Annotated in this window: 22 protein-coding genes and 1 tRNA gene; 9 read left to right on the top strand and 14 right to left on the bottom strand. The window is 65.4% G+C overall.

Annotated features, from left to right (window positions below):
• Positions 1–5 precede the first annotated feature (5 nt).
• The 7 genes from pth to G7Z99_RS07915 all read right to left on the bottom strand — a co-directional run bounded on the left by pth (position 6) and on the right by G7Z99_RS07915 (position 5689).
• On the bottom strand, positions 6–590 hold the full coding sequence (gene pth / locus G7Z99_RS07945; protein ID WP_181093018.1) for an aminoacyl-tRNA hydrolase: 585 nt from the start codon (positions 588–590) through the stop codon (positions 6–8).
• A 78-nt stretch (positions 591–668) separates the two neighbouring features.
• On the bottom strand, positions 669–1268 hold the full coding sequence (locus tag G7Z99_RS07940) for a 50S ribosomal protein L25/general stress protein Ctc (protein ID WP_181093017.1): 600 nt from the start codon (positions 1266–1268) through the stop codon (positions 669–671).
• A 123-nt stretch (positions 1269–1391) separates the two neighbouring features.
• On the bottom strand, positions 1392–2333 hold the full coding sequence (locus G7Z99_RS07935) for a ribose-phosphate pyrophosphokinase (RefSeq protein WP_060392573.1): 942 nt from the start codon (positions 2331–2333) through the stop codon (positions 1392–1394).
• Positions 2334–2381: 48 nt separating this feature from the next.
• A tRNA-Gln gene (locus G7Z99_RS07930) sits at positions 2382–2456 on the bottom strand.
• A gap of 33 nt (positions 2457–2489) precedes the next feature.
• Positions 2490–3335: a 4-(cytidine 5'-diphospho)-2-C-methyl-D-erythritol kinase gene (ispE, locus tag G7Z99_RS07925; RefSeq protein WP_181093016.1), complete on the bottom strand. Its 846-nt coding sequence runs from the start codon at positions 3333–3335 to the stop codon at positions 2490–2492.
• A gap of 3 nt (positions 3336–3338) precedes the next feature.
• Positions 3339–3959, bottom strand: coding sequence for a lipoprotein insertase outer membrane protein LolB (lolB, locus tag G7Z99_RS07920; RefSeq protein ID WP_181093015.1), 621 nt, complete (start codon positions 3957–3959; stop codon positions 3339–3341).
• Positions 3960–3961: 2 nt separating this feature from the next.
• The gene (locus tag G7Z99_RS07915; protein ID WP_181093014.1) at positions 3962–5689 is read right to left on the bottom strand and encodes a tetratricopeptide repeat protein; all 1728 of its coding nucleotides are present in this window, start codon (positions 5687–5689) and stop codon (positions 3962–3964) included.
• Between the two features lie 169 nt (positions 5690–5858).
• On the opposite strand from G7Z99_RS07915, the gene hemA reads away from it, so the two are divergent.
• The 5 genes from hemA to murI are packed head-to-tail and all read left to right on the top strand — an operon-like array spanning position 5859 to position 10585.
• A complete protein-coding gene (gene hemA / locus G7Z99_RS07910) occupies positions 5859–7136 on the top strand; it encodes a glutamyl-tRNA reductase (RefSeq protein ID WP_181093013.1) in 1278 nt (425 codons plus the stop codon).
• Positions 7133–8215 carry a peptide chain release factor 1 gene (prfA, locus tag G7Z99_RS07905; RefSeq protein WP_181093012.1) on the top strand — a complete coding sequence of 361 codons (1083 nt, stop codon included), beginning with the start codon at positions 7133–7135 and terminating at the stop codon, positions 8213–8215. Before hemA ends, prfA begins: the two co-directional genes overlap by 4 nt.
• The gene (prmC, locus tag G7Z99_RS07900) at positions 8216–9046 is read left to right on the top strand and encodes a peptide chain release factor N(5)-glutamine methyltransferase (protein ID WP_181093011.1); all 831 of its coding nucleotides are present in this window, start codon (positions 8216–8218) and stop codon (positions 9044–9046) included. It abuts the gene before it with no gap.
• Positions 9040–9795, top strand: coding sequence for a molybdopterin-synthase adenylyltransferase MoeB (locus tag G7Z99_RS07895; protein ID WP_181093010.1), 756 nt, complete (start codon positions 9040–9042; stop codon positions 9793–9795). Before prmC ends, G7Z99_RS07895 begins: the two co-directional genes overlap by 7 nt.
• The gene (gene murI / locus G7Z99_RS07890) at positions 9788–10585 is read left to right on the top strand and encodes a glutamate racemase (RefSeq protein ID WP_181093009.1); all 798 of its coding nucleotides are present in this window, start codon (positions 9788–9790) and stop codon (positions 10583–10585) included. Before G7Z99_RS07895 ends, murI begins: the two co-directional genes overlap by 8 nt.
• A 51-nt stretch (positions 10586–10636) precedes the next feature.
• Here the strand turns inward: murI and G7Z99_RS07885 are convergent, their stop codons facing one another.
• The 5 genes from G7Z99_RS07885 to G7Z99_RS07865 all read right to left on the bottom strand — a co-directional run bounded on the left by G7Z99_RS07885 (position 10637) and on the right by G7Z99_RS07865 (position 15715).
• Positions 10637–11332: an SDR family NAD(P)-dependent oxidoreductase gene (locus G7Z99_RS07885; protein WP_181093008.1), complete on the bottom strand. Its 696-nt coding sequence runs from the start codon at positions 11330–11332 to the stop codon at positions 10637–10639.
• A gap of 9 nt (positions 11333–11341) precedes the next feature.
• Positions 11342–12766, bottom strand: a complete 1425-nt coding sequence (gene phrB, locus G7Z99_RS07880; protein WP_181093007.1) for a deoxyribodipyrimidine photo-lyase — start codon at positions 12764–12766, stop codon at positions 11342–11344.
• Complete coding sequence (locus G7Z99_RS07875) at positions 12757–13677, bottom strand: MerR family transcriptional regulator (protein ID WP_181093006.1); 921 nt, start codon at positions 13675–13677, stop codon at positions 12757–12759. Before G7Z99_RS07875 ends, phrB begins: the two co-directional genes overlap by 10 nt.
• A complete protein-coding gene (locus G7Z99_RS07870; RefSeq protein ID WP_181093005.1) occupies positions 13667–14635 on the bottom strand; it encodes a YbgA family protein in 969 nt (322 codons plus the stop codon). The genes G7Z99_RS07875 and G7Z99_RS07870 overlap by 11 nt, the downstream gene beginning before the upstream one ends.
• A gap of 93 nt (positions 14636–14728) precedes the next feature.
• Positions 14729–15715 carry an NAD(P)/FAD-dependent oxidoreductase gene (locus tag G7Z99_RS07865; RefSeq protein WP_181093004.1) on the bottom strand — a complete coding sequence of 329 codons (987 nt, stop codon included), beginning with the start codon at positions 15713–15715 and terminating at the stop codon, positions 14729–14731.
• A 190-nt stretch (positions 15716–15905) separates the two neighbouring features.
• Between G7Z99_RS07865 and G7Z99_RS07860 the strand changes: the two genes are divergently transcribed.
• Both G7Z99_RS07860 and hemH read left to right on the top strand, forming a co-directional pair.
• The gene (locus G7Z99_RS07860) at positions 15906–16823 is read left to right on the top strand and encodes a TIGR01777 family oxidoreductase (RefSeq protein ID WP_181093003.1); all 918 of its coding nucleotides are present in this window, start codon (positions 15906–15908) and stop codon (positions 16821–16823) included.
• A 13-nt stretch (positions 16824–16836) separates the two neighbouring features.
• Positions 16837–17853, top strand: a complete 1017-nt coding sequence (gene hemH / locus G7Z99_RS07855) for a ferrochelatase (protein WP_181093002.1) — start codon at positions 16837–16839, stop codon at positions 17851–17853.
• Positions 17854–17917: 64 nt separating this feature from the next.
• Here the strand turns inward: hemH and G7Z99_RS07850 are convergent, their stop codons facing one another.
• Positions 17918–19183: a uracil-xanthine permease family protein gene (locus tag G7Z99_RS07850; protein WP_181093001.1), complete on the bottom strand. Its 1266-nt coding sequence runs from the start codon at positions 19181–19183 to the stop codon at positions 17918–17920.
• Position 19184: 1 nt separating this feature from the next.
• Positions 19185–19823 carry a uracil phosphoribosyltransferase gene (upp, locus tag G7Z99_RS07845; RefSeq protein WP_181093000.1) on the bottom strand — a complete coding sequence of 213 codons (639 nt, stop codon included), beginning with the start codon at positions 19821–19823 and terminating at the stop codon, positions 19185–19187.
• A 163-nt stretch (positions 19824–19986) separates the two neighbouring features.
• Between upp and G7Z99_RS07840 the strand changes: the two genes are divergently transcribed.
• On the top strand, positions 19987–20544 hold the full coding sequence (locus tag G7Z99_RS07840; RefSeq protein WP_181092999.1) for a hypoxanthine-guanine phosphoribosyltransferase: 558 nt from the start codon (positions 19987–19989) through the stop codon (positions 20542–20544).
• Positions 20545–20673: 129 nt separating this feature from the next.
• Positions 20674–21144 (top strand): hypothetical protein, encoded by a 471-nt coding sequence (locus G7Z99_RS07835; RefSeq protein ID WP_181092998.1) that lies wholly within the window; start codon positions 20674–20676, stop codon positions 21142–21144.
• Positions 21145–21209 lie beyond the last annotated feature (65 nt).

The raw sequence follows: 21209 nt of genomic DNA, 5'->3' as shown, positions 1-21209 counted from the left end.
TGAATTCAGGCCTTTTGGCTGTGCAGTTCGCGCATGGCCTTGGCGAAATCGCCGGCCAGCACGTCCGGCAGCACGCCGAGGGCAAAATCGATGCTGGCGTCGAGCTTGTCCTGTTCGGCGCGCGGCGCACGACCCAGGACGAAGTTGGACACCAGCTTGGCGTCACCCGGGTGGCCGATGCCGAGCCGCAGGCGATGGAAGTCGTTCTGGTTACCGAGCTGGGCGATGATGTCGCGCAGCCCGTTGTGACCCCCGTGCCCGCCGCCGCGCTTGAGCTTGGCGACGCCGGGTGGCAGGTCGAGTTCGTCGTGGGCCACCAGGATCGCTTCCGGCTTGATGCGGAAGAAATTCGCCAAGGCCGCCACGGACTGGCCGCTGCGGTTCATGTAGGTGGTGGGGATCAACAGACGAACGTCATGGCCCTGATGGCTGAATTTAGCCGTCAGGCCGAAATACTTGCGGTCAGCGATCAAGGTGACGCGCTGGGCGCTGGCAATGCGTTCAACGAAAAGAGCCCCTGCGTTATGCCGGGTCTGTTCGTATTCGGGGCCGGGGTTACCCAGGCCGACGATCAACTGGATGGCGGTCACGTCAGGGGCTCTTCCTTGGAGTTGGTGGGTGACCGTGCCCAGGGCACGGTCACCCGGTCAACGCCGGCGTGCGAGTGATTACTCGGCAGCGCCTTCTGCTTCGTCAGCGGCTTCGACACGCGGTGCGTGAACGTTGGCAACAGCCTTGTCGTCGCCGTGGGCCAGGGCCACGAACTCGACGCCCTGAGGAGCCTTGAGGTCCGACAGGTGGATGATGGTGCCGATTTCAGCGTTGCCCAGGTCCACTTCGATGAACTCAGGCAGGTCCTTGGCTTCGCAAGACACTTCGATTTCGTTCTCGGTGTGCGAGATCTCGCCGCCTTTCTTGACCGGGGCTTCTTCGTTGATGAAGTGAACCGGAACCTTGGCGGTCAGCTTCTGGCCAGCGACGACGCGAACGAAGTCGGCGTGCATGATGAAGCCCTTGGACGGGTGACGCTGCATCGCCTTGACGATGACGTTCTGCTTGGCGCCGTCGACGTTCAGTTCGATGACGTGGCTGAAGGCCGCTTCGTTTTCGAACAGTTTGGCGATTTCCTTGGCCACGACGGTCAGGGATTCGGCGTCCTTGTTACCACCGTAGACAACGGCAGGGACGTTGGCGGCGTGACGCAGGCGGCGGCTCGCACCTTTCCCCAGGTCAGTACGCGCTTGGGCGTTCAGGATGAAATCGGTCATGTTGTTTCTCCAAATAAGCCTTCCGGAGGGTGCTTGCGACCAGCACCGGACCGGGGAGGGCAAAAAAGCCCCGCCCCGGCGCGAACGTCGGGGCGGGGCGTATGTATCAACGTGACGTCCGCCTTAGCGGAACATCGCGCTGATCGATTCTTCGTTGCTGATGCGGCGAACCGCCTCGGCAACCACCGGCGCGATATCCAGCTGGCGGATACGGTCGCAGGCTTGAGCAGCGGCCGACAGCGGGATGGTGTTGGTCACCACCAGCTCGTCGAGCACGGACTTCTCGATGTTCTCGATCGCACGGCCCGACAGGACAGGGTGCGTGCAGTAGGCATAGACCCGTGCGGCGCCGTGTTCTTTCAGGGCCTTGGCCGCGTGGCACAGGGTACCGGCGGTGTCGACCATGTCGTCTACCAGGATGCAGGTGCGTCCTTCGACGTCGCCGATGATGTGCATCACTTCGGAGTGATTGGCCTTCTCGCGGCGCTTGTCGATGATGCCCAGGTCGACGCCCAGGGACTTGGCGACGGCACGTGCACGCACGACGCCACCGATGTCCGGGGAAACGATCATGAGGTTCTCGAAGCGCTGGTCCTCGATGTCGTCGACCAGTACGGGCGAGCCGTAGATGTTGTCGACGGGGATATCGAAGAAGCCTTGGATCTGGTCTGCGTGCAGGTCGACGGTGAGTACACGGTCGATACCCACGACCGTGAGCATGTCAGCGACCACTTTGGCGCTGATGGCAACACGAGCCGAACGCGGACGGCGATCCTGGCGGGCGTATCCGAAGTAGGGAATCACGGCGGTGATTCGGGAGGCTGAGGAGCGGCGGAAGGCATCAGCCATCACGACCAGTTCCATCAGGTTATCGTTGGTTGGCGCGCACGTAGGCTGAATGATGAAGACATCCTTACCGCGGACGTTCTCATTGATTTCAGTGCTGATTTCGCCGTCGGAGAACTTGCCGACAGAAACATCACCCAGAGGGATGTGCAGCTGACGTACGACACGCCGAGCCAGATCGGGGTTGGCATTCCCCGTAAAGACCATCATCTTGGACACGCGCAGTACCTGAAGGCTGAGGGTATACCTGGATGAGTATAAGGAAAATGGCAGGGGCGGCTGGATTCGAACCAACGCATGGCAGGATCAAAACCTGCTGCCTTACCGCTTGGCGACGCCCCTGTATCTGTTGCTTTCGAGTGCGATACTCGATACCTAGAGCAGGCTTTGAAGCGTTCGGTGCAACATCGAAACGTTGCTGCCCTTGGCGACGAACCCTGTTTGGGTCTCTGAAAGGAGGGCCAGAACTCTATCAGCTTCGGCTTTGCTTGGGAAGGACCCAAACACGCAACTTCCAGTCCCGGTGAGTCGAGCCTCAGTGTATTGGCCCAGGTCATTCAATGCATCGCGAATGGCTGGATAACTGTGCTCTACCACAAGTTGGCAGTCATTTCGACTGTTTCCCTCGGGAACGGGGCGCATCTTAAGGGGGAGGGAATCACGTGTCAACTGCGGATGTGAAAAAATTTCCGCAGTGCTGACAGACACTTGCGGCACCAGCACGACGTACCAGGGCTCGGCGGGATCGACCGGGGTCAGCCGCTCGCCGACCCCTTGCGCGAACGCGGCGTGTCCACGCACGAACACCGGCACGTCGGCGCCCAGCGTCAGGCCCAGCTCGGCCAGGCGGTCGTGGCTCCAGCCCAGTTGCCAGAGATGATCGAGCGCCAGCAGCGTGGTCGCGGCGTCCGAACTGCCGCCACCGATGCCGCCGCCCATGGGCAGGACCTTGTCCAGCCAGATGTCCGCGCCCAGCGTGCAGCCCGAGGCCTGTTGCAGGCTGCGCGCCGCGCGCACGATCAGGTTGCCGTCGTGCGGCACCGAGGCGAGGGTGTCGTGCAGGCGGATCTCGCCATCCTGGCGAATCTCGAAGCTCAGCTGGTCGGCATGCTCGAGAAACTGGAACACGGTTTCCAGCTCGTGGTAACCGTCGGCCCGCCGACCCAGGATGTGCAGCCACAGGTTGAGCTTGGCCGGGGCCGGCAAGGTCAGGCGCGCCATGGGTCAGCGCCCCAGCTGGCGTGGCTGCCAGTCCTTGATCACCAGGGTCACGTCCAGGTCCTGGCCATGCAGCTTGATGCGCTCGGGCAAGGTGAAGCCGTTCTGCTCGGTGTAGCTCAGGTACTGCACCTGCCAGCCGTCCTGGTTCAGGCTTGCCAGATGGCTGTCGCCGTCGAGCGTCAGCTGGCTCTTGCTGTCCGGTGCCGGCAGACCGCGGACCCACCACACCAGGTTGGAGACGGGCAGTTTCCAGCCCAACTGTTCCTCCAGCAGGATCTCGGGGGACGGGGACTCGTACTGGCCCTGGTTGGCGACTTCCAGGGTCACGCCGCCCGGGCGACCGGTCAGGCGCGCCGCGCCGCGACCCAGTGGGCCGGCCAGGCGAATGTCGTAGTAGTCCTGGCGTTGCAGCCAGAACAGGGTGCCGCTGCCCGAATCCTTCGGTGCGCGGATACCGATCTTGCCGTTGATCTGCCAGCCGTCGAGGTTCGACAGCTGCTGTTTGTGGGCCTGCCACAGCTGGGGGTTGCCGTGCCCTTGCAGGGCCTCGCGCGAACCGATGCCGGCGCAGCCAGCGAGCAGGGCGATCAGGAAGAAGGTGGTGCAGTGGCGCAACAGGGGCATGGTCAGAGACTCTCGGATCCGGTCAGGCGCAGGACGGTCTTGCGCAGGAGGGGGCTGTCGGGCTGGGCGGCGAAGCCCTTGGCCCAGAACTGGCGTGCTTCGCGGTGCTTGCCGTTGGCCCAGAGCACCTCGCCCAGGTGAGCTGCGACTTCAGGGTCGGGGAATTGCTGGAAGGCCTGGCGCAACAGGCGCTCGGCCTCGTCCAGGTGACCCAGGCGATAGTTCACCCAGCCCAGGCTGTCGAGCACCGCCGGATCGTCCGGGGTCAGCTGGTGCGCCTGCTCGATCAGTGCCTTGGCTTCGGCATAGCGGGTGGTGCGGTCGGCCAGGGTGTAGCCGAGCGCATTCAAGGCCATGGCGTTCTGCGGTTCACGTGCCAGGATGGCGCGCAGGTCGCGCTCCATGCGCGCCAGGTCGCCGCGTTTCTCGGCCAGCATGGCGTGGGTGTAGAGCAGGTTCAGGTCGTCCGGGTAATGCGTGAGGGCCTGGGTCAGCACGGTGTCGGCCTGTGCGTCCTTGCCATCGTTGCTGAAGGCCTCGGCCTCCACCAGGTACAGCTGCACGGCCAGGTCCGGCTGGGCTTCACGTGCCTGGTCGAGCAGGCGCGAGGCCTCCTTGTCCCGACCTTGGGTGATCATGATCGCCGCCTGGCGCAGGCGCGCGGCCAGGTACTGCTCGCCAGGGCCGACCAGGGCGTATTCGCGCAGGGCGCCCGTCGCGTCGCCACGGTCCTCGCGGATGCGCCCGAGGTTGAGGTGGGCGGCATCGACGTTGCTGTCGCGCTCGATCAGCTCCTGTAGGTAGCCTTCGGCTTCTTGCCAGTCCTGCGTCTCGATGCTCACCAGCGCCAGGGAATAGCGCAGTTCGTCATCGTCCGGGTACTGCTGCAGCAGGCTGGCGAATTCGGCTTTCGCTTCGGCCAGGCGGTCCTGTTCGACCAGGGTGCGCGCATAGGTCAGGCGCAGGCGCTTGTCGTCAGGGTTCTCGCGGATCGCCTTCTGCAGCAGGGGAAGCGCCTCGGGCCCTCGGTCGAGCGCCTGCAGCAGGCGCGTGCGCAGCAGCAGCGGAGCGATGTCGTCGTCCTGCGTCGGGTGCGCCTCGAGCAGGTCGAGGGCCTCCTGCGTCTTGCCGTCCTGGTTCAGCAGCAAGGCCTTGCCGAACAGCAACTGGCCATTGTCCGGGTGTCTGGTCAGCAGCCGGTCGAAGCTCTTGAGCAGGCCGTCCCGCGTGGCCTGGTCGGTTTCGGCCGCCGACAGCGCGAGGAAGTCGAAGTGCGTGTCGCCCTGGCCTTGCAGCACGCGTTCCATGTAGGTCATGGCGTCGTCGTAGCGCCCGGCGCGGGCCAGCTGAATGGCCGCGGCGCGCTGGGCATCGAGGCTGTCGGGCGCATGCCGCGCCCAGATCAGGGCGGTGTCCAGGGCCGGCTGGTCGGCGCCCAGGTACTCGGCGATCCGGTAGGCCCGCTCGGAGACGGCCGGGTCCTGGGTCTTCTCGGCCTGGTCGACGTAGTTGTCCAGCGCGATGTCGAAACGGTTGCGCTGACCGGCCAGTTCGGCCACCAGCAGGCTGTACAGCGTTTCGGGCGCGAACGAGCCATAGACCACCGGCTTGGCCGGCTCGGCAGGCGCGGTCTCGGCCACGGGCGCAGCGGTCTGCGGCGTCTGCGAAGGCAGGCTCTGGCAGCCCTGGAGCAGGGCGAAGGCGAGTAGCAGTGCGTGGGATCTGGTCATAGAAGAGGCTTTGGAGGGCTCACCGGCGGTCGTGGCAATCATGACACAAGCGCTGGGGCAAACCCACCCGCGATGGCCAAGGCCTATTGAGACAATAGTGAACGGTGGTTGTTCTGGACCCTGCGAAGTAGGACAATTATCGGCTTCCTGTCATCACCAGCGATTTTGCATGGCCTTTCTCGCACTCGGTATCAATCACAAGACCGCTTCGGTGGACGTCCGCGAGCGCGTGGCGTTCACGCCCGAGCAGTTGGTCGATGCCCTGCAGCAACTGTGTCGACTGACCGCCAGCCGTGAAGCCGCGATCCTCTCGACCTGCAACCGCAGCGAGCTGTACCTGGAGCAGGAGCACCTGTCGGCCGACGACGTGCTGCTGTGGCTGGCCGACTACCACCGGTTGAGCCTGGACGAACTGCGTGCCAGTGCCTATGTGCACGAAGAACACGACGCCGTGCGTCACATGATGCGCGTGGCCTCGGGCCTCGATTCGCTGGTGCTGGGCGAGCCACAGATCCTCGGCCAGATGAAGTCGGCCTATGCCGTGGCGCGCGAGGCCGGCACCGTCGGCCCGCTGCTCGGGCGGCTGTTCCAGGCAACGTTCAGCGCCGCCAAGCAGGTGCGCACCGACACCGCGATCGGCGAGAACCCGGTGTCGGTGGCCTTCGCCGCCGTCAGCCTGGCGCGGCAGATCTTCAGCGACCTGGGGCGCAGCCAGGCGCTGCTGATCGGCGCTGGCGAAACCATCACGCTGGTCGCCCGCCACCTGCACGAGCAGGGTGTGCGCCGGATCGTGGTGGCCAACCGCACCCTCGAACGGGCCAGCCTGCTCGCCGAACAGTTCGGGGCCCATGCCGTCCTGCTGGCCGACATTCCCCAGGAGCTGGCCAACAGCGACATCGTCATCAGCTCCACGGCCAGCCAGTTGCCGATCCTGGGCAAGGGCGCGGTGGAAAGCGCGCTCAAGCAGCGACGCCACAAACCGATCTTCATGGTCGACATCGCCGTGCCTCGGGACATCGAACCGGAGGTCGGCGAACTCGAAGACGTCTATCTGTATACCGTCGACGACCTGCACGATGTGGTGGCGGAAAACCTCAAGAGCCGCCAGGGTGCGGCCCAGGCGGCCGAAGAACTGGTCGGCGCCGGGGCCGAGGACTTCATGGTGCGCCTGCGCGAGCTGGCGGCCGTGGATGTGCTCAAGGCCTACCGCCAGCAGAGCGAACGCCTGCGTGATGAAGAGTTGTACAAGGCCCAGCGGTTGCTGGCCAATGGCGGCAACCCTGAAGAGGTGCTGGCCCAGCTCGCCCGGGGGCTGACCAACAAGCTGCTGCACGCCCCGAGCGTGCAGTTGAAGAAGCTCTCTGCCGAAGGCCGCGTCGATGCGCTGGCCATGGCCCAGGAACTGTTTGCCCTCAACGAAGGCCCCACGGACAAGACTCCGCAATGAAAGCGTCGCTGCTCAACAAACTGGACACGCTCCAGGACCGTTTCGAAGAACTGACCGCCCTGTTGGGTGATGCGCAGACGATCGCCGACCAGGCGCGTTTCCGGGCCTACTCGCGCGAATACGCCGAAGTCGAGCCAGTGATCGCCGCCTACCGCCAGTGGTGCAAGGTGCAGGACGACCTCAGGGGCGCCGAGGCGCTGCTCAAGGACAGCGACCCGGACCTGCGCGAAATGGCGGTCGAGGAGGTCAGCGAGGCCAAGCAGCGGCTCCAGGCCCTGGAAGGCGGCCTGCAACGCATGCTGTTGCCCAAGGACCCCAACGATGGGCGCAACGTGTTCCTGGAGATTCGTGCCGGCACCGGCGGGGACGAGGCGGCGATCTTCTCCGGCGACCTGTTCCGCATGTATTCGCGGTATGCCGAAAAACGCGGCTGGCGCCTGGAAATCCTCTCGGAGAACGAGGGTGAACATGGCGGCTACAAAGAGATCATCGCCCGTGTCGAGGGTGACAACGTCTACGCCAAGCTCAAGTTCGAGTCCGGTGCGCACCGTGTGCAGCGTGTGCCGGAGACCGAGTCCCAGGGGCGTATCCACACCTCGGCGTGCACCGTCGCGGTCCTGCCCGAGCCGGACGAGCAGGCGGCGATCGAGATCAACCCGGCCGACCTGCGGGTGGACACCTACCGAGCCTCCGGGGCCGGTGGCCAGCACGTCAACAAGACCGACTCGGCGATCCGCATCACCCACCTGCCCACCGGTATCGTGGTCGAATGCCAAGAGGAGCGCTCGCAGCACAAGAACCGCGCGCGGGCCATGTCCTGGCTGTCGGCCAAGCTCAACGACATGCAGACCAGCGCCGCACAGAACGCCATGGCCAGCGAGCGCAAGCTGCTGGTCGGCTCGGGCGACCGCTCCGAACGCATCCGCACCTACAATTACCCACAGGGCCGGGTGACCGATCACCGCGTCAACCTGACCTTGTATTCCCTCGACGAGATCCTGGCCGGTGGCGTCGATGCCGTGATCGAGCCACTGCTGGCCGAATACCAGGCCGATCAACTGGCCGCACTGGGGGACTGAATGACCATCATCGCCAGCCTGCTGCGCGCCGCGCAGTTGCCGGACTCGCCCACCGAACGCCTGGATGCCGAGCTGCTGCTCGCCAGTGCCCTGGGCAAATCGCGCAGCTACCTGCACACCTGGCCCGAGCGCATCGTGCCCAGCGAGGCGGCGCAGACGTTCGCCGACTACGTGGCGCGTCGCCGGGCCGGCGAACCCATCGCCTATATCCTCGGGCAGCAGGGGTTCTGGAAGCTGGACCTGGAAGTGGCCCCGCACACCTTGATCCCTCGCCCGGAAACCGAGCTGCTGGTCGAAGCGGCGCTGCAGCGTTTGCCCGCAGGCCCGACGCGCGTGCTGGACCTGGGCACGGGCACCGGTGCCATCGCCCTGGCCCTGGCCAGTGAGCGGCCGGCCTGGCAGGTCACCGCGGTAGACCGTGTCGAGCAGGCCGTCGCCCTGGCCGAGCGCAATCGTCAGCGGCTGCGCCTGGACAATGTGCACATCCTGGCCAGTCACTGGTTCGAAGCGTTGGTCGACCAGCGTTTCGACGTGATCCTGAGCAACCCTCCTTACATCGCCAGCGCCGATCCGCACCTGGCCGCTGGCGACGTGCGCTTCGAGCCCAGCAGCGCCCTGGTCGCCGGCCACGACGGCCTGGATGATTTGCGCACGATCATCGTCCAGGCGCCGGCGCACCTGTCGCCTGGGGGGTGGCTGCTGCTCGAGCACGGGTTCGACCAGGCCGCCGCGGTGCGCGAATTGCTGCTGCGCCAGGGCTTCGGCGACGTCGACAGTGTCCCTGACCTGGCCGGGCATCCGCGCATCAGCCTGGGCCGCCTGCCATGCTGAGCGATCAGGCGCTGCTGCGCTACAGCCGCCAGATCCTGCTGCCGCAGGTCGACATCGAAGGCCAGTTGCGCCTGCAGCGCAGCCGCGTGCTGATCGTCGGCCTGGGCGGATTGGGGTCGCCAGTCGTCCTGTACCTGGCAGGCGCTGGCGTTGGCGAGCTGCACCTGGCTGATTTCGACGATGTCGATGTGACCAACCTGCAGCGACAGATCCTGCACGACAGCGCCAGCATCGGCCTGAGCAAGGTCGACTCCGCGCTTGAGCGCCTGACCGCGCTCAACCCGCACGTGCACCTGGTGGCGCACCGACAGGCCCTGGCCGACCGCGCCCTGGCCGACGCCGTGGGCGCCGTCGATCTGGTCCTGGACTGCTCCGACAATTTCGCCACCCGCGAAGCGGTCAACAAGGCCTGCGTACAGCAGCACAAGCCCTTGGTCAGTGGTGCGGCGATTCGTCTGGAGGGGCAGTTGACGGTCTTCGACACCCGTCAGGCACACAGCCCTTGCTATCACTGCCTGTACGGGCATGGCAGCGAGGCCGAACTGACCTGCAGCGAAGCCGGCGTGCTGGGCCCGCTGGTGGGGCTGGTCGGCAGCCTGCAAGCACTGGAGGCCTTGAAGGTGCTGGCAGGCTTCGGGGAAACCCTGGTCGGCCGCCTGGTGCTGATCGACGCGCTCGGCACGCGTCTGCGTGAGCTTCGGGTCAAGCGCGACCCCGGTTGCGCCGTGTGCGGGCACCGTCATGGGTGAGCGGGACGCCCCGATCGGTGTGATGGACTCCGGGGTGGGCGGGTTGTCCGTGCTGGCCGAGATCCGGCGCGCGCTGCCTTCGGAAAGCCTGTTGTACGTGGCCGACGGGGGGCATGTGCCGTATGGGGATAAATCGCCCGACGCCATTCGCCAACGGTGCCGGGTGATCGCCGAGTTCTTTCATGAGCAAGGCGCCAAGGCCCTGGTCCTGGCGTGCAACACGGCCACGGCCGCTGCGGTGTCCGATCTGCGCCAGGCGTATCCTGACTGGCCCCTGGTCGGCATGGAGCCGGCAGTCAAGCCCGCGGCCTCGGCCACGCGCAGTGGGGTGGTCGGGGTGCTGGCCACCACGGGCACCCTGCAGAGCGCCAAGTTCGCGGCCTTGCTCGATCGCTTCGCCAGCGACGTACGGGTCGTCACCCAGCCTTGTCCAGGCCTGGTCGAGCTGATCGAGCAGGGGGATCTGCACAGCCCGGCGTTGCGCACCCTGCTGGCAGGCTACGTGCAGCCGCTGATCGCGGCGGGCTGCGATACCGTGATCCTGGGCTGTACCCATTACCCCTTCCTGAAACCGTTGCTGGCCGACCTGTTGCCGTCTTCGGTCATCCTCATCGACACAGGGGCAGCGGTGGCGCGGCAATTGCGTCGACTACTGGACGACCGTGGGCTGCTGGCTACTACCCCGGCCAGCGCCGCACGCTTCTGGACCAGCGGGGATCCGACCGCTTTCGCACGGACGCTGCCCGCGTTGTGGGGTGCCTGCGACGAGGTTCAGCGTCTGGCACGCTGAAGAGGTGCGCGTGAGTCTTCTTGGCGCCCATTCAGCGCCGAGGATCGTTGGCTAGAGAGGCCACAGCCCCTCCATGTTCAACGCCTCCAGGACCAGTTCGGGGTGTAGGCCCGGCAGCGTCTCGACGATCCGGTGAGCCGCTTTCTCGGCGCTCCACTCACCGGGCGGCAGGGGTTTGCCGAACACCGGCAGCTTGATCGAGGTGGGCGCGATCAGCGACAGGGCAATGCCTTGGGCCTGAAGCGGTTGGCGTTGTTCCCTGAACCATTGAGTCAGGCTGTTGCTGGTGGAGAGGGGTAGGGTGGGGTCGCCTTGCTGGGCTGCCGACGCCTGGCTGAAAAGCCCCAGCACCCTCGGCCTGCGCGCCTTTGCCAGCAGCGGCATGGCCGCTTCGAGCACACGTTTGGCGGCCTGCCGGTTGGTCTGGGCAAGACTGGCGAACAGCGTATTGGCCGTGACATCGGCAGGCAGATAGTCGCAGGTGCCGGTATTGAGCAGGCACAGGTCCAGGCCGCCCCAGCGCGCCTCGATCGCAGCGCTGGCCTCGAGCACGGCGTGTGCGTCGGTCAGCAGACCAGGCAGCAGCAGTAAATCGTGCGGGTCCCGGCGATCAGAGAACAACGTCGCAGACGTGTCGGGCCTTACGCTCGCCGCTACACGATGGCCTTTGCTCAACAGATAATGCACCAAGGCGTGTCCAAGCCCATTGGACGCACCCGTTACCCAAACTACCAGCGACTCTCCCACCCCGACTCCTTAACCCTGACTACGAGGCAACCCCTTAAAGGCCTCCAAGGCACGTGTTCGGCTCCTGCTCAGGTCCACGATTGGCCGTGGATAAACATTATTTTTGAATATGTCAGAATTTGGCGGTGGAAGATGAACGTTTTTGAACAGATGATCAATTTCCGGTACCCATTGGCCGATAAAGCGTCTGTCTGGGTCGAAACGGCGTGACTGCGTGACCGGGTTGAAAATCCGGAAGTACGGCACCGAGTCGGTGCCGGTGGAGGCGCTCCACTGCCACCCGCCGTTGTTGGCGGCAAAATCACCATCGATCAGGTGGCGCATGAAGTGGCGTTCACCTTCGCGCCAGTCGATCAACAGGTTCTTCGTCAGGAACATGGCGGTGATCATGCGCAGCCGGTTGTGCATCCAGCCCGTGGCGAGCATCTGGCGCATCGCGGCGTCGATCAGGGGGAAGCCCGTCCGGCCTTCTTGCCACGCTTTCAGCTCCTCGGGCGCGTGCCGCCAGGGCAGCGCCTCGGTGTGCGGCCGGAATGCACGATGGCGCGACACGCGTGGATAGCCGGTCATGATGTGCTTGTAGAACTCGCGCCAGAGCAGCTCGGTGATCCAGGTCTGCACGCCCTGGCTGCCGCTGTCGAGGTCGCCTCGGTTGCGGTCGATGGCTGCATGCAGGCACTGGCGGACCGAAATCACACCTGCCGCCAGGTACGCCGAGAGTTGGCTGGTACCTTGTTTGGCCGGAAGGTCACGCAGGCGATCGTAGTCTTCGGCCGTCTCGTCGAGAAAGCGCCTCAGTCGTCGCTGGGCCTCGGCCTCGCCGGCAGGCCAGAGAGCGCGTAGCGACTCGGGCGGTGTGTCGAATCCCTCGACATGACGGGGGAGCTGACTGCTGTGAATGGACAGGGGCGCTTGCTTGCGCACCGTGGGGACGAGGGCCGGCAGGCTGTCCAGCAGGCGCTCCATGCACGTCTTGCGAAACTGGCCGAAGACCTGAAAGTAGTGCCCGCTGCGCGTCAGCACCGAGCCGGGCTTGAACAGCAACTGGTCCAGGTAGTTGTGCGCACCGATACCGGCCTCTTCCAATGCAGCCCGTACCGCAGCGTCGCGGGCTTCTTCGTTGACGCCGTACTCATCGTTCCAGTGAACCGTCTCGACCTGGTGCTCGCGACACAGGGTCAGCACGGTATCCGGGGCCTGATCCCAGGTCTCGATACGACGGATCAGCAGTGGAATGTTGACGGCATCCAACCGCTCGCGCAGCGCCTTCAGGTTGCGTAGCCAGAAGTCGACCTTGCAGTCCGCTTCGTCATGCGCCTGCCACTGGCCTGGCGTGACCAGCCAGAGCGCGAGGGTCGGGCCTCGCTCGCAGGCGGCGTGCAGCGCGGTGTTGTCGTCGAGGCGCAGGTCGTTGCGCAGCCAGATCAGGTGCATGGAAGGTCTTCGTCGGGTGGAGAGAGGTAGGTGCTGGCGTGCTTGATGGCCTGAACGTGCCGCAGTGCGGCGTGGGGTGTTTCGAACAGGCGATGCCCTGCCTTGGCGAAATCCTGCAGCTCGGCCTGGTGGGTAGCGACCGACGGGCCTCCAAGCAGGACGGGCACGTGGATACCTTCGAGCGTCCGGCGCAGGGTCGACACGTCGGGCGAACGGCCCAGGTGCAGCACCAGTGCACACGGCGCCAGGCGCAGCACGGCCTGCTGCAGTTGGCGGCCGGTCACGGGTTGCTCGAGCGTTTCCACGGCTTGGCCACTGCTGCTGAGCAGCCAGGCCGTCAACCAGAAGTGCGCATCGAAGGCTTCACGGTTGTCGGTGGCCAGCAGCACGGCAGGGCCTTCCAGGGATTGAACGTCGTGGTACACCCTGGCGCCCAGTTTGCTGCGCAGCCACCCTTGAAAGAACACCGTCTCCAGTTCAGCCTCGAACGGTGGCTGCCAGCGGTGTGCCAGGTGCTCCAGCACCGGCAGCAACAGGTGCTCGCACAGGGTGACGGCCGGATAGAGGGCCATGGCTTGGTTGAGTTGCTGGTCGAGTGCGCGCTGCGAGAGACGGCCAATGGCTTCGATCAACTGCTTGGCGCGTGTCTGCCACTCGCCCTCGAGTTCGGGCAGGGCCGTGGACTGTTGTTCGAGCAGGGCGCGCACTTGCCCCACCGAGGCGCCCCGATCGAGCCAGCCCAGGATGAGGCGGACGCGGCCGAGCTGTTCCTGGGAATAGAGCCGGTGACCCTTGGCGGTGCGCTGCGGGACGATCAGCCCGTAGCGTCGCTCCCAGGCGCGCAGTGTGACGGGGTTGACGCCTGTCAGGCGGGCGATGTCGCGAATGGGCAGCAGTGTCTCAGATGACATTGCGCAGCCCCAGCTTTTCCGGGTGAGGGTTGAGGTAGGCCTGTTGCAGCAGGTACGGGTCCGGGTGATTGTGCAGGTGATGCTTGAGCAGGGTCATCGGCACGACCAGCGGCACGATGCCCTGCTGGTACTGGGTGATCAGGCGTTGCAGCTCGACCTTGTCATCGCTGCAGATGACCGGGCGCAGATAGCCGACCAGGTGCTGCAGGACGTTGCTGTGCGTGCCACGGTTGGCACAGCGGCGCAGGGCGGCCATCAGTTGGCTGAAGTAGCGCGTGCCGACTGCCTGAGGGTCGTCGTCGCGGGTCATGGTGCCCAGCAGGCGTCCCAGTTCGCGGTAGGCCTGGGGGTTATGGGCCATCAACAGGTACTTGTAGCGCGAGTGGAAGGCGATCAGCGCACCGCGGTCCAGGCCTTGTGCCAACTGCGATTGCCAGTCGGCGTAGGCATAGACACGGCTGACGAAGTTCTCGCGCAGCACGGCATCGTGCAGACGGCCTTCTTCCTCCACCGGCAGATCGGGCTTTTCAGCGCAGAACGCGGCCGCGTAGGCACCTCGCCCACCCTTGAGCGCCGGATGACCGTTCTCCTGATACACCTTGACCCGCTCCAGGCCACAGGAGGGAGACTTCTGCATGAAGATATACCCGCAGATGTCGCCCAGTTCCTCGGCCATGCGCTTGCCGTAGGCGCGCAGGGCGGGACCATAGTCTTCGTCGGGATCGCGTGTGGCGACCACGTTCGGGGCTTGCGGGTCGCCGATCAGGCGAATGGGCTCACGCGGCACGCCCAGGCCGATGGCCATTTCAGGGCACAGGGTGACCCAGTCGAAGTGCTCGTCGAACAATGTGTGGCACAGCGAGGACGACTTGTGTCCGCCGTTGTAGCGGACTTCGTCGCCCGCAAGGCAGGCGCTGACCCCGATGCGGGGCTTGCTGGAAGGCACGGGCGTGGTCATCGTCATCTCCGGAAAATACTTGTACAAGTGACAGCGCGTGTACAGGGCAATTCCATCGTAAAAATCGATTTCTTGCAACCTGTCGCGCGTGACTCATTCCAAGTGCTCCAGCAGACGCCGCGCTGCTTCCAGACCGCTGAGCCAGGCGCCTTCCACCCGGCCCGACAGGCACCAGTCGCCACAGGCGTACAACCCCTGGTCGGCATCGGCCAAGGCGCCCCATTCATGGTGGCCGGCGGGCCGTGCGTACAACCAGCGGTGCGCGACGCTGAAGGTCGGCGCAGGGACCGTGCAATGCAGCAGTTCGGCGAACTCGCCCCGCAGCTGTTCGATCACCGTTTCCCGGGGCAGGTCGATGTGCTGCTTGCTCCACGTCGATGTGGCATGCAGGACCCAGGTGTCGAGCGGTTCGTCGCGCCCTGGCTTGCTGCGGTTGCGCGCGACCCAGTCCAGGGCGTTGTCCTGCACGAAGCAGCCCTGCAACGGCGTGTCCAGCGGTTGGGCGAAGGCCAGGGCGATCGCCCAGACCGGCTCCATCTGCACGTTGGCCGCCACCGCCGCGAGCTTGGGCGTGGCGGCCAGCAGGGGCGTGGCCTGCGGCGCGGGCACGGCGATCACGACGCGGCTGTAGGGGCCGTGGTTGTTACCGTCGGCATCCTGAAGGTGCCAATACGCCTGGCCACGGAACACTTCGGTGATTCGGCAGCCAAAGTTGACGGTATGGCCGTCGAGCAGCCCACGGGTGATGGCACTCATGCGAGGCACCCCGACCCAGCGCAGTTGCTCGTCGGGGGAGGGGCTCAGCTGGCCATTGCGGTACTGGAACAACTGAGGCGACCAGGGTTTGGCCCAGCCTGCATTGGCCCATTGCTGGACTTCGTCGACGAAACGGCGGTCACGGGCGGTGAAATATTGGGCGCCCAGGTCGAGCGCGCCGACGTCGCTGCGCTTGCTGGCCATGCGGCCACCCGTGCCATGGCCCTTGTCGAACAGGTGGACGGAATGCCCGGCCTTTTTCAGGGCCTGGGCAGCGGACAAGCCGGCGATGCCGGCGCCGATGATGGCGATGGGTAAGGTCATGTTGGCCTCTTCGAACCGTGCGTGAGGGCAGTGTGTGCCGCCAGGGCATACCTGTACAATCCTGCGGAGTTGTATAAGGTTTGGTCCGCTCGATGCAACAGGTTGGCCTATGTTTATCCGAGAGCGTATGTCCCGAAAAGTGCCTTGGTCTTGACGATAGACCATGGCTGAACCGAAGAGGATGCAAACCATGCATATCGTGCTGACCGGTGGGACCGGTCTGATAGGCCGCCATCTCTGCCGCCACTGGTTGGCACAGGGCCATCGACTCACCGTCTGGAGCCGCACGCCCGACCAGGTGTCGCGTGTGTGCGGCCAGGCCGTGCGCGGCGTCGCCCGGCTCGATGACATCGCGCCCGACGATCACATCGATGCGGTGATCAACCTGGCCGGTGCACCGATCGCCGACCGGCCCTGGAGTGCAGCGCGCCGGCAGTTGCTCTGGGCCAGCCGCATCGGCATCACCGAGCAGGTGCTGGCCTGGTTCGAACGGCGTCGCCAGACGGGCGGCACCTTGCCGACGGTCCTGATCTCCGGTTCGGCGGTCGGGTGGTACGGCGACGGCGGCGAGCGGGAGCTGACCGAGGCCTCGCCTCCGATCAAGGCGGATTTTGCCAGCCAGCTGTGCATCGCCTGGGAGGAGACCGCGCAGCGTGCCGAGGCGTTGGGCATTCGCGTGGCACGGGTGCGCACCGGGCTGGTACTGGCGGCGGACGGCGGCATGCTGGCGCGCCTGCGCGTGCCCTTCAAGCTGGGCCTGGGCGGCCGCATCGGCAATGGTCGGCAGTGGATGCCCTGGGTGCACATCGACGATCAGATCGCCTTGATCGATTTTCTTGTGCAGCAGGACGACTGCAGCGGTCCCTATAATGCCTGCGCCCCGGCGCCCGTGCGCAATCGCGACTTCACCCAGGCCCTGGCGCGTACGCTGCATCGACCGGCCTGCCTGCCGGTGCCGGCGTTCCTGCTCAAGGCCGGCCTGGGCGAGATGTCGAACCTGCTACTGGGCGGGCAGCGCGCGGTGCCGGAGCGCTTGCGCGAAGCGGGCTTCGTGTTCCGTTTCACTGACTTGAAATCGGCGCTGGACGCACTGTCCGAGCGCCTCTGACATAGGATGCGGCATGACCGATCATGCGTTGTTGTTGGTCAACCTGGGTTCGCCGGATTCCACGTCGGTAGCCGACGTGCGGCGCTACCTCGACCAGTTCCTGATGGACCCTTACGTCGTCGACCTGCCCTGGCCGCTGCGGCGGCTGCTGGTGTCGCTGATCCTGATCAAGCGCCCTGAGCAGTCGGCCCATGCCTATGCGTCGATCTGGTGGGAGGAAGGCTCGCCGCTGGTCGTGCTGACTCGTCGCCTGCAGGCGGCGATGGTCGAGCACTGGCCACACGGGCCGGTCGAGTTCGCCATGCGCTACGGCCAGCCGGCCCTGCCGGACGTGCTCGAGCGGTTGGCCGCGCAAGGCGTGCGTCAGGTGACCCTGGCGCCGCTGTACCCGCAGTTCGCCGACAGCACCGTGACCACGGTGGTGGAGCTGGCGCGCCAGACCATCGAAGCCAGGCAGCTGCCCTTGAGCGTGCGCGTGCTGCAGCCTTTCTACGACGCGCCGGTGTACATCGAGGCGCTGGTGGCCAGCGCGCGGCCTTATCTGGAGCAGCCGTACGATCACCTGCTGCTCAGCTTCCACGGCCTGCCGGAGCGGCACCTCAAGAAGCTGTTCGCCAAGGGCGTCAAGCATGACCTGCGTGCTGCCGACTGCTGCCGGGATGCCGACGCGCAGACACGCGCGGTGTGCTATCGCGGTCAGTGCCTGGCGACCGCTAAGGCCTTTGCGCGCCAGGCAGGCATCCCGGAGGGCAAGTGGTCGGTATCGTTCCAGTCGCGTTTGGGCAAGGACAAGTGGATCGAACCGTACACCGAGCCCTGCCTGGATGCACTGGCCAAAGCCGGGGTCAAGCGCCTGCTGGTGATGTGCCCGGCGTTCGTCGCCGACTGCATCGAAACGCTGGAAGAGATTGGTGATCGCGGACGTGAGCAGTTCACCGAGGCCGGTGGCGAGGAGTTGGTGCTGGTGCCATGCCTGAACGATGATCCGGCGTGGGCCAGGACGCTGGCCGGGATGTGCCTGGCGGTGTGAAACGAAAACGCCCTGGCCGCAAGGGCCAGGGCGTCGCTGACGTCGTCGCTGCGCGAGGCGCCGATCAGTCGTCGGCGGCCTTGTGCTTCCAGCTGTCATTGCCCGGCAGCAGCAGGTTCAGGGCAATGGCCACCACCGCGCACAGCGCGATGCCTTTCAGACCCCAGTCGTCCGGGCCGTCGCCACTGCCGATCAGCACTCCACCGATGCCGAACACCAGCGTCACCGACACGATGACCAGGTTGCGGGCCTCGGCCAGGTCGACCTTGTGGCGGATCATGGTGTTGAGGCCGACTGCGGCGATCGAGCCGAACAGCAGGCAGAGGATGCCGCCCATGACCGGCACCGGAATGCTCTGCAGCAGTGCGCCGAACTTGCCGATGAACGCCAGGGTGAGGGCGAACACCGCCGCCCAGGTCATGATCTTCGGGTTGTAGTTCTTGGTCAGCATCACTGCGCCGGTGACTTCGGCGTAGGTGGTGTTGGGCGGGCCGCCGAACAGGCCGGCTGCCGTGGTGGCGATGCCATCACCCAGCAGGGTGCGGTGCAGGCCGGGCGTCTTCAGGTAGTCGCGTCCCGTCACGCTGCCCACGGCGATCACGCCACCGATGTGCTCGATCGCCGGCGCCAGGGCCACCGGAACGATGAACAGGATGGCCTGCCAGTTGAAGGCCGGTGCCGTGAAGTTCGGCACTTCCAGCCAGGGCGCTGCGGCGATCTTGGCGGTATCGACCACGCCGAAGGCGAACGACAGGGCGAACCCGACCAGCACGCCGGCGATGATCGGTACCAGGCGGAAGATCCCCTTGCCGAACACCGCCACGACCAGCGTGGTGAGCAGGGCCGGCATGGAGATCATCATGGCGGTCTGGTAGGGCAGCAGGACACTGCCATCGCCCGACTTGCCCATGGCCATGTTCGCGGCGATGGGGGCCATCGCCAGGCCGATGGAGATGATCACCGGGCCGATTACCACGGGCGGTAGCAACCGGTCGATGAAACCGGTGCCCTTGATCTTCACCGCCAGGCCCATGAAGGTGTAGACGAACCCGGCCGCCATCACGCCGCCCATGGTCTCGGCCAGGCCGAATTGCCCCTTGGCAAGGATGATGGGGGTGATGAAGGCGAAGCTCGACGCCAGGAAGACGGGCACCTGACGACCGGTCACCACCTGGAAGAGCAGGGTGCCCAGGCCCGCGGTGAACAGCGCCACGTTAGGGTCCAGCCCGGTGATCAGCGGCATCAGTACCAGCGCGCCAAAGGCCACGAAGAGCATCTGCGCGCCAGAGACGACCTGACGCCAGAGCGGGTCGTTGAAACCCTCCTGCATGTCAGGCGTCCTTCTGCTTGGTGCCGAAGATCTTGTCGCCCGCATCGCCCAGTCCAGGGATGATGTAGCCGTCCTCGTTCAGGCACTGATCGATGGAGGCGGTGTAGATACGCACGTCCGGGTGCGCGGCTTCGACCGTGGCGATGCCTTCCGGCGCGGCCACCAGGACCATGGCGCGGATGTCGCGGCAACCGGCTTTCTTCAGCAGGTCGATGGTGGCGACCATGGAGGCGCCCGTGGCCAGCATGGGGTCGATGATCAGCGCCAGGCGCTGGTCGATCTCCGGGGCCAGCTTTTCCAGGTAGGTGTGCGCTTCGAGGGTTTCCTCGTTGCGGGCGACGCCCACGGCACTGACCTTGGCGCCCGGAATCAGGCTGAGCACGCCGTCGAGCATGCCGATGCCGGCACGCAGGATCGGCACGACGGTGATCTTCTTGCCGGCGATCTTCTCGACCGACACCTTGCTGTGCCAGCCGTCGATCTCGTAGGTTTCGAGCAGCAGGTCCTGGGTGGCTTCGTAGGTCAGCAGCGCGCCGACTTCCTGGGCGAGTTCGCGGAAGTTCTTGGTGCTGATGTCGGCACGGCGCATCAGGCCGAGCTTGTGGCGGATCAGCGGATGGCGGATCTCACGAATGGGCATAAAAGGTAAGCTCCGGGAGGCGGGCAAAAAAACCGCGCTAGGTTAATCTATTCAGCACGGCATGTCGCAGTCATTCTGCACGTTAGTCCATAAACGCTTGATCTGGCGTCGAGGGGTGCGTACCTTTGCCCGCTTTTCTCATCCGCGCCCCCTGGAGACCGTCATGTCCGTCGACCTCGAGCACATCCATCACGTCATGCGCGAAGCTGACTGCCTGTACAACGAAGCCGAAGTCGAGGCGGCGATCGCCCAGGTCGGCCAGCAGATCAGCCAGGTCATGGCCGACAAGAACCCGGTGGTCTTCTGCGTGATGAACGGTGGACTGATCTTCGCCGGCAAGCTGCTGACTCATCTGCAGTTCCCGCTGGAGGTGTCCTACCTGCACGCCACGCGCTACCGCAACCAGACCAGCGGCGGCGAATTGTTCTGGAAGGCCAAGCCCGAGGTTTCGTTCATCGACCGCGACGTGCTCATCGTCGACGACATTCTCGACGAAGGGCACACCCTCAGCGCGATCATCGACTTCTGCCGTCATGCCGGCGCGCGTGACGTGCACACGGCGGTCCTGATCGACAAGGACCACGATCGCAAGGCCAGCCCCGACCTGAAGGCCAACTACGTCGGCCTGCCTTGCGTGGACCGTTACATCTTCGGTTATGGCATGGACTACAAGGGCTACTGGCGCAATGCCAACGGCATCTTCGCCGTCAAGGGGCTCTGAGCCCCGGGCGACCGCCACCGTGTGCCCGCGTTCGGGCACCGTGGCGGGCCAGGGACACGCACCGAGGCCGCACGTCCACCGGCCTTGAAGGCGCATGATAGAGTGCGGCTCTCTGCCAAGGAGTCCCTCATGCGCGTGTTCCTCCCTTTGTTGATGGCCGTGGCCCTGCCGCTGTCCGCTGCCCCCTTGCACAGCCAATTCCTGCCACCAGACGACGCGAACGTGCGGCAGCAGCCGCCCGTGCAGCAACAGTTGCTGCAGGTCACCGAGTACTCGGTGGTCGTCGGCACGCAGCGTCAGTCCGACCAGCAGCCGATCCCGATCACCTCGGCGGTGACCCTGCGCCTGAAAGGCAAGCCGTTGAGCAAGGGGGCAACCGTCGCACAGGTGCTGCTCAGCTTCGATGGCGAAGGCGGCAAGAGCCTGAAGAAGCCTGTCTACGACGACAAGACCCATACGCTCAGCCTCAATTACCCGATCAGCGACTACCGGGTGATCATGGACCTGCTGCGCAACGAGACCCTCTATGTGCAGTACCTCGGCTATGCCAATGGCCATGTCTGGGCCGACGTGCACACCGGCACCGTACGCGCGCGTTGAGCCAGGCGACCGGCCACGGGTAAACTGCCGGGCTTCGTGATATCCCGACGGCCAAGTGGAGCCCG

It is taken from the genome of Pseudomonas entomophila (genome assembly GCF_013523165.1).
GTDB lineage: Bacteria > Pseudomonadota > Gammaproteobacteria > Pseudomonadales > Pseudomonadaceae > Aquipseudomonas > Aquipseudomonas entomophila_A.
Note: the sequence above shows the minus strand (reverse complement) of the source record. Positions and strands in the feature narration are given on the sequence as shown.